Genomic DNA, 12135 nt, shown 5'->3' on the forward strand with positions numbered 1-12135 from the left:
CCAGGGGAACGCGGTGTTGGGGGGACCACACGGGGGGCGCACCGCTCACGCCAGGCGTCACCCCCGTGGGCGGCGGTAACGTCGGACGGGGCCGTGAGCGCCACGGACTCCGACACCGTCCCCTCCCTGGGAGCAGCGATGGCCGCAGAAGCAGCACGGAAAGCGCAGTGCGAACGGGCCAACACCGAGAACTGGATGCTCACGCCGCCGGACGGCTGGGCGTACGGCCAGGTCAGGGACCTCCGGCTGCCGTTCGACTGGGACCTGGTCGACGGGGCGATCATGCCGCGGGGGATGACGGACCAGTGGCACGACATGGTGCGGGACGGACTGGCCTTCGCGCTGCGGCAGGCGCGGACCCCGCCGTACTCCGCCGGAGTGCGGCGCTGCGTCCTGCTCGACGAGAGCAACGTGCCCAAGCCCGACGTCGTCGTCTTCGACCACCGGGGACTCGACCCGCTGGTCCTGGAGTGCGTCCCCATCGGGAGGCTCGCTCTCGCGGTCGAGGTCGTCTCGCACGGTTCGCGCTCCGACGACCGGTTCCGCAAGCCGGGCACGTACGCGGCCGTCGGGGTCCCGTACTACTGGCGGGTCGAACGGGGCGAGGGCGGCAGGCCCGCGGTGTACGAGTTCTGGCTGCACCACGGGGCGGGCGTGTACGCACCGAGCCCCGAGACGCCCGTGCACCAGGGGACGCTGCGGACGTCCGTGCCGTTCCCGGTGGAGATCGACCTCGACGCGCTGGTGCGGTTCTGAGACGCGGGTCCGGGCGCGGGCCGGGGCGTGGGGCGCCGGGGCGGGGCCGGGGTGCGGGTGCGGGCCAGGGGCGTGAGGCACTGGGGCAGGGCTGCGGCGCGGGTCCGGGGTGTGAGGCACTGGGGAGGGGCTGCGGTGCGGGTCCGGGGCGTCGATCTCCGGGGCGCGGGCCTGGGGCTGGGGTGCGGCGGGGGGCGTGCCTCTCCCGGGCGCGGCTGGGGCGCGGGTCCGGGGTCCGGGGCGGGGCCGGGGCGCGGGTCGGGGGAGTGGTTCCGACGTGCCCGTCCGGTGTCGATCTGTCCGGTGCGGCCAAAACCGCGCCCCGCTTCATCGCATCCGTACATGTGCGGAATCCGCAGCCCTGCCTACGCTCGACCTCATGAACACTCCCTCCTCCGAGCCCCGCGGCCCCGTCGACTCGTCCCGCATCCCCCGGTACGCCGGCCCGGCGACGTTCGCCCGGCTGCCGCGTCTGGACGAGGTCGGCGGACGTACGGATGTCGCGGTCGTCGGCGTGCCCTTCGACACCGGGGTCTCCTACCGGCCCGGCGCGCGCTTCGGCGGCAACGCGATCCGCGAGGCCTCCCGGCTGCTGCGGCCGTACAACCCGGCACAGGACGCCTCCCCCTTCGCGCTCGCCCAGGTCGCCGACGCCGGTGACATCGCGGCGAACCCGTTCAACATCAACGAGGCCGTCGACACGATCGAGGCCGCCGCCGACGACCTGCTGGGGTCGGGCGCGCGCATGATGACGCTCGGCGGCGACCACACCATCGCGCTGCCGCTGCTGCGGTCGGTGGCGAAGAAGCACGGGCCGGTGGCGCTGCTGCACTTCGACGCGCACCTCGACACGTGGGACACGTACTTCGGTGCGGAGTACACGCACGGCACGCCGTTCCGGCGCGCGGTCGAGGAGGGCATCCTCGACACCGAGGCGCTGTCGCACGTCGGCACGCGCGGTCCGCTGTACGGCAAGCAGGACCTGCGGGACGACGAGAAGATGGGCTTCGGCATCGTGACGTCCGCCGACGTCATGCGACGCGGGGTCGACGAGGTCGCCGACCAGCTGCGGCAGCGGATCGGGGACCGGCCGCTGTACATCTCGATCGACATCGACGTACTGGACCCCGCGCACGCGCCGGGCACCGGTACGCCCGAGGCCGGCGGGCTCACCTCCCGCGAACTGCTGGAGATCATCCGCGGCCTGTCCTCCTGCAACCTCGTCTCGGCCGACGTGGTCGAGGTCGCCCCGGCGTACGACCACGCCGAGATCACGTCGGTCGCCGCGTCCCACACGGCGTACGAGCTGACTACGATCATGTCGCGGCAGATCGCGGCTGCGCGCGGCTGAGCGGTTCCCGTGCGGGGCGGTGGGCGGGTGCGGTTCCTGCGCGGGGCTCTGCGACTGTGGACGGGGCCTGTGCGGGTGTGCCGTGGTCCCGTGCGGGTGCGTCGTGGTTGGTCGCGCAGTTCCCCGCGCCCCTGACGGCATGCCCTCCGGGCAGCCGTCCCCGCCCCCGGCCCCGCCGGACGGCACCTCTCCGCCCGTACCCCGCCCCCACCGGACGGCATGCCCCGCCCGCCCGTACGTCCCACGCACCGCCACCCACCGGGGAGGCATGCGCGAACGCCCATCCCCCATGCGCCAAGCTGGACCGCATGACCCACGATCACGACCTCGTCCTGCGTCCCACCCCCGCGCAGACCGCCGCCGCCCTCGCCCCGCCCTCCGGCCGTACCGGCGGTGACCTGGTCGTGGAGACCTTGCGGGGGCTCGGGGCGACCACCGTCTTCGGGCTGCCGGGACAGCACGCGCTCGCACTGTTCGACGCGCTGCGCCGGTCGAAGCTCTCGTACGTGGGGCTGCGCGTCGAGAACAACGCCGGGTTCGCCGCGGACGGGTACGGGCGGATCACGGGCGAGGCCGCCCCGCTGTTCCTGTCGACCGGCCCGGGGGCGCTCACCGCGCTGCCCGCGCTCCAGGAGGCCGCCGCCGCGTCCGCCCCGGTGATCGCCGTCGCCAGTCAGGTCCCGGCGGCCGGCCTCGGCGGCGGGCGGCACGGGTACCTGCACGAACTGCGGGACCAGCAGGCCTCGTTCCGGGACGTCGTGAAGTCGGTGCACAGCGCCCGCAGCGCCTCGCAGATCCCGTCCGCGATCGCGGCGGCCTGGGAATCCGCGCTGAGCGCCCCGCACGGGCCGGTGTGGGTGGAGATCCCGCAGGACGTGTTGGAGGCGCCGACGCGGATCCCGGTGGTGCTGGCCCCGGACGCCCTCCCGCACGACCTCATCCCACGGGTCGAACTCACCGCCGTCGCCGCGCACCTGCTGTCCACGGCCGCCCGCCCGGTGATCGTCGCCGGCGGCGGAGTCGTGCGTTCCGACGCCGCAGGGAAGCTCAGGCAGCTCGCCGAGCGGCTGAACGCCCCCGTCGTCACCACCTTCGGCGGCAAGGGCGCCTTCCCCTGGAACCACCCGCTCTCCCTCCAGTCCTGGCTGGAGGACCGGCACACGACCGACTTCCTGGAGAGCGCCGACGTCCTGCTGGTCGTCGGGTCCGGGCTGGGCGAGCTGAGCAGCAACTACCGCACCTTCGCCCCGCGCGGCCGGATCGTCCAGATCGACGCCGACGCGGGCAAGCTGGAGGCCAACTACCCGGCGCTCGGCATGCACGCCGACGCCCGCCTGGCGCTGACCGCCCTGCTGGAGAGCGTCGAGGAGGTCCGCCCCGACGACGGCGCGGCGGCTGCGGTACGGGACGTCCTCGACCGGGTGCGGGAGCGCATCGGCACGCAGGGGCTGGAGGCCGAGCAGCAGATCCTCGCCGCGGTCCGCGCCGCCCTGCCCGACACCGCCCCCAGCTTCTGGGACATGACGATCCTCACGTACTGGGCCTGGTCCGCCTTCGACGCCCGGCGGTCGAACACCATGCACTCCGCGCAGGGCGCGGGCGGGCTGGGATACGCCTTCCCCGCCGCCCTCGGCGCTGCCGCCGCAGATCCGGACGGTCCCGTCCTCGCCGTCTCCGGCGACGGCGGCGCCATGTACTCGATCGCCGAACTCGCCACCGCGCGCCAGCACGACCTCCCGGTGACCTGGCTGATCGTCGACGACGGCGGCTACGGAATCCTGCGCGAGTACGCGGACGGCGCGTACGGGGAGCCGACGGGCACCGAGCTGACCCGGCCCGACTTCGTGGCGCTCGGGGAGTCCTTCGGGGTGCCCGCGACCCGTACGACGCCGGAGACCCTCTCCGCGGATCTGGCGGCGGCGCTCAAGGCGCCGGGACCCTCGGTCGTCGTGCTCCCGGCACGGCTGCGGATGTTCGCGCCGACGCACGAGTGAGACGTTCCCCTGCGGCGTACAACCTTTTCCGCCTTGCCGGGTCATGAGTTGCGGGGGCGCCCGTCGGCGCCCCCGCGACGCCGATTCCACGAGACGGGGACACGGGGACCATGACCGCACCCACCAGCACCACGCGCAGACGAATAGCCGGCAGACGAATAACCAGGGGCTTCACCGCCGCCGCACTCGCCACCGGAGTCCTCCTTCCGCTGGCCGCCGCCACCCCCGCCACGGCCGCCGCACCCCAGGTGTCGTGCAGCTCGAACAAGGCCGGGCTGGCCACCAAGCTCAAGAACGACATCACCGCCGCCCTGCGGGGCCGCCCCGGCACCGTCTCGGTCGCCGTGTACGAGCACTCCAGCCGCACCTACTGCTCGCTGCGCGCCTGGAACTCCTACGACTCCGCCAGCATCGTCAAGGTCACCGTCCTCGCCGCCCTGCTGTGGGACGCGCAGAAGACCAACCGGGCGCTGACGGCCCGCGAACGCGACCTCGCCACCGCCATGATCACCAAGTCCGACAACAACGCCACCACCACCCTGTGGAAGCAGCTCGGCGTCGGCAAGATCAACGGCTTCCTGAAGGCCGCCGGGATGACGGGGACCAAGCCGGGAGCGAACGGCTACTGGGGGCTCACCCAGATCAACGCCTCCGAGCAGTCCAAGCTCCTCAGCACGATCACCCTGCGCAACGACGTCCTGAAGGACGGCTCGCGCGCCTACCTCCTCGACCGGATGGCCGCCGTCGTGGCCGGCCAGCGCTGGGGCACCCCGGCGGGCGCCCCGGCGCGGAGCAAGTTGCACGTCAAGAACGGGTGGCTGTCGCGCGCCACGAACGGCTGGCGGGTGCACTCCCTGGGCGCCTTCACCGGCCTCGGCCACGACTACACGATCACCGTCCTCACGCACGGCAACCAGAACATGCAGCAGGGCGTGGACACCGTGCAGGCCGTGTCCAGGGCCGTGCACCGCGACCTCAACCCGGCCGTCACGAGCAGCACGCTCCGGGAATCCGCGCCGAAGGTCGTCGTCCCGCCCGCCGTACCGCAGGAAGTGATACCTCCGCTTCCGGAGAACGGGCCGGCCGACGGCCCGCAGCGCGCGCCGGGGACCGCCGCGCGCTGAGCCCCCGCTCCCGCGCGCCCCGTCGCGGCGGGATGAAATCCGCAGTTCGCGACGTTGTCGCCTTCCGGTGGGACATGGAACGACCGGGAGGCAGCACGTGGCAGAGCACGACCCAAGGACCGTACGAGAACCGGGCTGGGCCCGCCGGCTGACCGGCTACGCCTGGCGCTACCGCACCAACGTCCTGCTCGCCCTCGGCTCCTCCCTCGGCGGCATGGCCGTCATGGCCCTCGTCCCGCTCATCACGAAGATCGTCATCGACGACGTGATCGGCAAGGGCACCCGGTCGCTCGCGGTGTGGACCGGCCTGCTCATCGCCGCCGCCGTCGTCGTCTACGTCCTCACGTACGTCCGCCGCTACTACGGGGGCAAGCTCGCCCTGGACGTGCAGCACGACCTCCGTACCGAGATGTACGGAACGATCACCCGCCTCGACGGCCGCCGCCAGGACGAGCTGTCCACCGGACAGGTCGTGGGGCGCGCCACCAGCGACCTCCAGCTCATCCAGGGCCTGCTGTTCATGCTCCCGATGACCATCGGGAACATCCTGCTGTTCGTCATCTCCCTGGGCATCATGGCGTGGCTGTCCCCGCTGCTCACCCTGGTCGCGCTCGCCGTCGCCCCCGCCCTGTGGTTCATCGCCCGGCTGAGCAAGAAGCGCCTGTTCCCCGCCACCTGGTACGCCCAGGGCCAGGCCGCCGCCGTCGCCGGAGTCGTCGACGGGGCGGTGTCCGGCGTCCGCGTCGTCAAGGGCTTCGGGCAGGAGGAGCAGGAGATGGGGAAGCTGCGCGACGTCTCGCGCCGCCTCTTCGCCGGCCGGCTGCGCACCGTCAGGCTGAACTCCCGCTACACCCCCGCCCTCCAGGCCGTCCCCGCCCTCGGCCAGGTCGCCATGCTGGCGCTCGGCGGCTGGCTCGCCACCCGGGGACAGATCACCCTGGGCACCTTCGTCGCGTTCTCCACCTACCTCGCCCAGCTCGTCGGCCCGGTGCGCATGCTCGCCATGGTGCTGACCGTGGGCCAGCAGGCGCGGGCCGGCGTGGAACGCGTCCTGGAACTCATCGACACCGAGCCGGCCATCGCGGACGGCACCAAGGAACTCCCGGCGGACGCCCCCGCCACCGTGGAGTTCGACGACGTCAGCTTCGGGTACGAGGCGGACCGCCCCGTCCTCGACGGGTTCTCGCTGGAGATCCGGGAGGGCGAGACCGTCGCCCTCGTCGGGTCCTCCGGAAGCGGCAAGTCGACCGTCTCGCTGCTGCTGCCGCGGTTCTACGACGTGTCGCGCGGGGCCGTGCTGGTCGGCGGCCACGACGTCCGCGAGCTGACCCTCTCCTCGCTGCGGGCCGCCATCGGCCTCGTACCGGAGGACAGCTTCCTCTTCTCCGACACCGTCCGCGCCAACCTCTCCTACGGCTTCCCCGACGCCACCGACGAGCAGATACGCGCCGCCGCGCGCGCCGCCCAGGCCGACCGCTTCATCGAAGAACTCCCCGAGGGGTACGACACCAAGGTCGGCGAACAGGGCCTCACCCTCTCCGGCGGCCAGCGGCAACGGCTCTCCCTGGCGCGCGCCATCCTCACCGACCCCCGGCTGCTCCTCCTCGACGACGCCACCTCCGCCGTGGACGCCCGCGTCGAGCATGAGATCCACGAGGCGCTCAGGAGCGTGATGGCGGGCCGCACGACGCTCCTCATCGCCCACCGCCGCTCCACCCTGAACCTCGCCGACCGCATCGCCGTCCTCGACGGCGGGCGGCTCGCCGACATCGGCACCCACGCGGAGCTGGAGCGCCGCTCCGCCCTCTACCGCCGGCTGCTCACCGACCCCGACGAACTGGGCGGCGTCTCGCCCGGCCACACGCTCCCCGCCGCCCCCGTCGAGGACGACCGGTCCGTGCAGGCCGAACTTGACGCGGAGTTCGACGCCGAGCGCGGCATCACCCCCGACCTGTGGATACGCGACGAGTCCGACCCCGCCAGGACGGGCCCGGCCCAGTCCGCCACCGACCACGCGCCCGGCATGCCCGCCACCCCCGAACTGCTCGCCCAGGTCGCCGCGCTGCCCCCGGCCGACGGCGTGCCGGACGTCGACGAGGCACGGGCCGCCGCCCCCGAGGACTCCTACGGGCTGCGCAGGCTGCTGCGCGGCTTCGGCCTCCCGCTGCTGGTCAGCCTGGGTCTGGTCGCCGTCGACGCCGGCATGGGACTGCTCCTGCCGGTGCTGATCCGGCACGGCATCGACGAGGGCGTCACCCAGCTCTCGCTCGGTGCGGTGTGGACGGCCGCGGGCCTCGCCCTGCTCGCCGTCCTCGTGCAGTGGGGTGCGCAGATCAGCGAGGCCCGGATGACCGGGCGGACCGGCGAACGGGTCCTCTACTCGCTCAGGATGAAGATCTTCGCCCAGCTCCAGCGGCTCGGACTCGACTACTACGAACGCGAGCTGACCGGGCGCATCATGACCCGGATGACGACCGACGTGGACGCGCTGTCCACGTTCCTCCAGACGGGTCTGGTCACCGCGTTCGTCTCCGTCGTCACCTTCTTCGGCGTGATGGCGGCGCTCGTCGTCATCGACGGGGAACTCGCCCTGGTCGTCTTCGCGACGCTGCCGCTGCTGGTCATCGGCACGTACTTCTTCCGCAGGAAGAGCGTCCAGGCGTACGAGCTGGCCCGCGACCGGGTCGGCGTCGTCAACGCCGACCTCCAGGAGTCGGTGGCCGGACTGCGCATCGTGCAGGCGTTCGGGCGGGAGAAGGCGGGCCGCGAGCGGTTCACCGCCAACAGCCGCAGCTACCGGCAGGCGCGGGTGCGCGGCCAGTGGCTGATCTCGGTCTACTTCCCCTTCGTGCAGTTCCTCTCCTCGGTGGCCGCCGCCGCCGTGATGATCGTCGGCGCGGGGCGGATCGAGGCGGGGACGCTGACCGCCGGTGCGCTCGTCGCCTACCTCCTCTACATCGACCTGTTCTTCGCCCCCGTCCAGCAGCTCTCCCAGGTCTTCGACGGCTACCAGCAGGCGACCGTCTCCCTGAGGCGGATCCAGGAACTGCTGCGGGAACCGACGTCCACCGCGCGCGCGGACTCGCCGAAGGACGTGCCGTCGCTGCGCGGCGAGATCGCCTTCGAGGACGTGTCGTTCGCGTACGGCTCCGCCGACGAGCCGGAGGAGGCCCTCACCGGCATCTCCCTGCGCATACCCGCCGGCCAGACCGTCGCCTTCGTCGGCGAGACCGGCGCGGGCAAGTCCACCCTCGTCAAGCTGGTGGCCCGCTTCTACGACCCGACGAGCGGCCGGGTCACCGTCGACGGCACCGACCTGCGCGACCTCGACATGACCGCCTACCGCCACCGCCTGGGCGTCGTCCCGCAGGAGGCCTACCTCTTCGCGGGCACGGTACGGGACGCCATCGCCTACGGGCGGGCGGACGCCACGGACGCCGAGGTCGAGGCGGCGGCCCGTGCGGTCGGCGCGCACGACATGATCGCGACCCTGGACGGCGGCTACCTGCACGCCGTCACCGAACGCGGACGCAACCTCTCCGCCGGTCAGCGGCAGCTCATCGCGCTCGCCCGCGCCGAACTGGTCGACCCGGACGTACTGCTGCTCGACGAGGCGACCGCGGCGCTCGACCTGGCCTCCGAGGCCCAGGTCAACCAGGCCACCGACCGGATCGCGGGCCGCCGTACCACCCTCGTCGTCGCCCACCGGCTGACCACGGCCGCCCGCGCCGACCGCGTCGTGGTCATGGACCGGGGGCGGGTCGCCGAGGACGGCACGCACGACGAGCTGCTCGCGCTGGACGGGAAGTACGCCCGGCTGTGGCGGACCTTCGTGGGGGAGGACGAACCGGCGGCGGTCTGACCCCCGGATGCGGCCTCCCGCCGCGCGAGCTGTGTGCACTCTGCAACCGATGCGTGGCCATATCGCGTCGTACGCACATACGATCCCGGCGGGGGAACGGGCGAGTGTGTTCGATGGGGTGGGCGGGGCAGGGATGAAGCCGATGGGACTGATGAAACGCGGAGTGCTCCACGTGCTCGCGACGGCGACGGCGGCCGGACTGCTGGTCCTCGGCGGCCCGGCGGTCGGGCACGCCGAGGCGGCGGCCGGAGCCTGCGCGGGGGCGCGGGTCAAGACGTACGGCTTCGCCACGGGGGAGATCCGCGTCTACAAGGCCCGCCAGTACGTGTGCGCCCAGACGGTCGCCAAGCGGGCGGGCGTACGGCAGAAGATGCGCGTCACCATCCAGGCGCGCGGAAGCAGGGCCGCCGTCGACTCCGGGGTGTACACCCGCCACGCGGGGCCGGTGAAGGTGTTCGCGGTCAACCGGTGCGTACGGGTGACGGGTTCGGTGGGGGCCAAGGGGACCACTTCCGGATGGATCCTGTGCTGAACCAGTCGTCCTCTTGCGAAGATGCCCAAATCCTCTGCTGACAAAGGGGATTGGGGAGCGCTAGGTTCACCCCTGTTGTCCGTGTGCTGACAGGCAGGGGAGTGGCGAATGCGCAAGACCTTCAGAGGGGTGCTCGCGGGAGCGGTGCTGATGGGCACCCTCGGTGCGGTGAGCCCGGCCCTCGCCGCGGAACCGGACGCGACGGCGGCCCAGGCCCCCGTCACGACCGACATCAAGGACCGCATACTCGCGATCAAGGGCATGTCCCTCATCGAGGAGAAGCCCTACGCCGGCTACCGCTACTTCGTCCTCGACTACACCCAGCCGATCGACCACCGCCACCCCTGGCGCGGCACCTTCCAGCAACGGCTGAGCATCCTGCACAAGGACGTGTCCCGCCCCACCGTCTTCTTCACCAGCGGCTACCACCTCTCGACCAGACCCGGCCGGTCCGAACCCACCGCGCTCGTCGACGGCAACCAGGTCTCCCTGGAGTACCGGTACTTCACCCCTTCGCGCCCCACGCCCGCCGACTGGTCCAAGCTGGACATCAAGCAGGCCGCCGACGACCAGCACCGCGTCTTCACCGCACTGAAGTCGATCTACTCCAAGAAGTGGCTGTCCACCGGCGGCTCCAAGGGCGGCATGACCGCCACGTACTACGAGCGCTTCCACCCGCGCGACATGGACGGCGTCGTCGCGTACGTCGCCCCCAACGATGTCCGCAACAAGGAGGACCGCGCGTACGACCGCTTCTTCCGCACCGTCTCGACCCGTGAGTGCCGCGACCGCCTCAACAACCTCCAGCGCGAGGCCCTGGTGCGCCGCAAGCCGCTGCTGGCCAAGGCGGAGGCTCTCGCCAAGGAGAACGGCTCCACCTTCCAGACGATCGGCAGCGTCGAGAAGGGCTTCGAGAACACCGTCCTCGACTTCGTCTGGGGCTTCTGGCAGTACAGCTCGGAGCAGGAGTGCGCCGACGTCCCCGTGGCGAAGACCGCCACCGACGACCAGATCTTCGACTACATCGACGCGAAGTCCGGCTTCAGCTCCTCCAGCGACCAGGACCTCGCCGCGTACACGCCGTACTACTACCAGGCGGGCACCCAGCTCGGCGCACCGCAGTACGAGTACCCGCACCTCAAGGGCCTGTTGAAGTGGGGCCCGGACTACTTCCAGCCCCGCGTGTACGTGCCGCGCGACATCCCGATGAAGTGGCAGGACGGCGCGATGCGCGACATCGACCGCTGGGTGCGGCGCGACGCACGGCAGATGATGTTCGTGTACGGGCAGAACGACCCGTGGGGCAGCGAACGCTTCGCCCCCGCGCGCGGCGCCCGCAACGACAACCACGTCTACACCGTGCCGGGCGCCAACCACGGCGCACGCGTCGCCGGACTCCCCGCGGACCAGCAGGCGGCGGCCGTCGCCCAGATCCAGAAGTGGGCGGGCGTCGCCCCGGCCGCCGTCCAGGCGGACCCGGCGAAGGCGAAGCGGCTGACGGCGTACGACGCGAAGCTGGACCGGGTCGAGGTGAACAGGGAGCACGGCCTGCGACCGTAACGTGCGTGCCACGCACGCCTGTTGACACGCGCGCGCGGCGCGCCGGACCTCCCACCGGGCCTCACACCGGCCGGGCGCACCCCACCGGCCGCCCGCCGCCCAGCTGCACGTACAGCCGGGTGGCGGGCGGGCACTGGGCACGCGTGCCGACCGCGCGCTCCACCCGGAACCCGGGGGAGCGGTCGCCCGAACCGTCGCACGCCGTCTCCCTCACCCGGCCGCCGCCCGCCTCGTACACGCAGTCCCCGACGACCGTGTGCGGACCGCCGCCGCCACCGGGGTCGCCGGGGTGCGGGGCCTGGAGGTTGCGCATGCAGGCGTAGCCGCGCGGGACGAGCCCGTCGCCGTTCTCGTCGCCGCTGGGCCGCGACTCGGAGAGGTGCAGGACGAAGTCGGTGGCGGCCGGACACGCCCGCCCGTCTTCGCTCCCGCCGTGGTGGCGGGCGGTCACCCGTGCGGCGGCCCGTTCGCTGCGGCACGGCACCTCGCGCGGGGCGGCCCCGTACGAAGCGCACTCGCGGACGTCGAGGAAGACGTCCCCGTACCCGGGGGGCGCTGCGGGCGACAGGCTGCCCGCCTGCCCGGGATCCCGGCCACCCCCGCCCCTGCCCCCTTCCCCGCCCCCGTCACCTCCCTGACAACCGGCCGCCAGCAGTCCGGCCGCCCACAGGCCGACCCCCAGCACCCGCAACCCCCGCCACCCCCGACGCCTGCCCGCGAAAGGCCCGCCCGCGCCCCGGCCGGCGCTCCCGGGCGAGCCCGCGCTCCTGCTTCCGGGCGTGCTCCGGTTCCTGGGCGGGCCCTCGTCCCTGCTTCCGGCCGCGCTCCGGTTTCGGGGCGGGTCCTCGTCCGTGGTTCCGGCCATTCCGCTCCGGGCGCGGGGCGGGCTTGCGTCCCTGCTTCCGGCCCCGCTCCGTCTCCAGGGCGAGCCCCCGCCCCGGCCCCCGCCGTCGCTC

General features: G+C 72.9%; 8 protein-coding genes. 7 read left to right on the plus strand and 1 reads right to left on the minus strand.

What is annotated here, in order from left to right; genetic code table 11:
* Nucleotides 1–93: 93 nt before the first annotated feature.
* From ACQPZG_RS22945 to ACQPZG_RS22975, 7 genes are all read left to right on the plus strand, one after another.
* The gene (locus ACQPZG_RS22945) at nt 94–756 is read left to right on the plus strand and encodes a Uma2 family endonuclease (RefSeq protein WP_433547613.1); all 663 of its coding nucleotides are present in this window, start codon (nt 94–96) and stop codon (nt 754–756) included.
* Between the two features lie 379 nt (nt 757–1135).
* Nucleotides 1136–2107: an agmatinase gene (speB, locus tag ACQPZG_RS22950; RefSeq protein WP_433547614.1), complete on the plus strand. Its 972-nt coding sequence runs from the start codon at nt 1136–1138 to the stop codon at nt 2105–2107.
* Between the two features lie 308 nt (nt 2108–2415).
* On the plus strand, nt 2416–4101 hold the full coding sequence (locus ACQPZG_RS22955; RefSeq protein WP_433547615.1) for a thiamine pyrophosphate-binding protein: 1686 nt from the start codon (nt 2416–2418) through the stop codon (nt 4099–4101).
* A gap of 110 nt (nt 4102–4211) precedes the next feature.
* Nucleotides 4212–5225 carry a serine hydrolase gene (locus ACQPZG_RS22960; protein WP_433547616.1) on the plus strand — a complete coding sequence of 338 codons (1014 nt, stop codon included), beginning with the start codon at nt 4212–4214 and terminating at the stop codon, nt 5223–5225.
* 97 nt (nt 5226–5322) lie between these two features.
* Nucleotides 5323–9087 carry an ABC transporter ATP-binding protein gene (locus ACQPZG_RS22965; RefSeq protein ID WP_433547617.1) on the plus strand — a complete coding sequence of 1255 codons (3765 nt, stop codon included), beginning with the start codon at nt 5323–5325 and terminating at the stop codon, nt 9085–9087.
* 142 nt (nt 9088–9229) lie between these two features.
* On the plus strand, nt 9230–9619 hold the full coding sequence (locus tag ACQPZG_RS22970; RefSeq protein WP_433547618.1) for a hypothetical protein: 390 nt from the start codon (nt 9230–9232) through the stop codon (nt 9617–9619).
* A 108-nt stretch (nt 9620–9727) separates the two neighbouring features.
* A complete protein-coding gene (locus ACQPZG_RS22975) occupies nt 9728–11179 on the plus strand; it encodes a S28 family serine protease (RefSeq protein WP_433547619.1) in 1452 nt (483 codons plus the stop codon).
* 61 nt (nt 11180–11240) lie between these two features.
* Here the strand turns inward: ACQPZG_RS22975 and ACQPZG_RS22980 are convergent, their stop codons facing one another.
* On the minus strand, nt 11241–11861 hold the full coding sequence (locus tag ACQPZG_RS22980; RefSeq protein ID WP_433549509.1) for a hypothetical protein: 621 nt from the start codon (nt 11859–11861) through the stop codon (nt 11241–11243).
* Nucleotides 11862–12135: the final 274 nt, after the last annotated feature.

This window comes from Streptomyces sp. CA-294286 (genome assembly GCF_050947155.1).
In the GTDB taxonomy this organism is placed as follows: Bacteria; Actinomycetota; Actinomycetes; order Streptomycetales; family Streptomycetaceae; genus Streptomyces.

What these genes read in the sequence shown, in the direction of transcription:
- ACQPZG_RS22975 (WP_433547619.1), top strand. Translation starts at nt 9,728, where the DNA reads ATGCGCAAGACCTTCAGAGGGGTGCTCGCGGGAGCGGTGCTGATGGGC.
- speB (WP_433547614.1), top strand. Translation starts at nt 1,136, where the DNA reads ATGAACACTCCCTCCTCCGAGCCCCGCGGCCCCGTCGACTCGTCCCGC.
- ACQPZG_RS22960 (WP_433547616.1), top strand. Translation starts at nt 4,212, where the DNA reads ATGACCGCACCCACCAGCACCACGCGCAGACGAATAGCCGGCAGACGA.
- ACQPZG_RS22955 (WP_433547615.1), top strand. Translation starts at nt 2,416, where the DNA reads ATGACCCACGATCACGACCTCGTCCTGCGTCCCACCCCCGCGCAGACC.
- ACQPZG_RS22970 (WP_433547618.1), top strand. Translation starts at nt 9,230, where the DNA reads ATGGGACTGATGAAACGCGGAGTGCTCCACGTGCTCGCGACGGCGACG.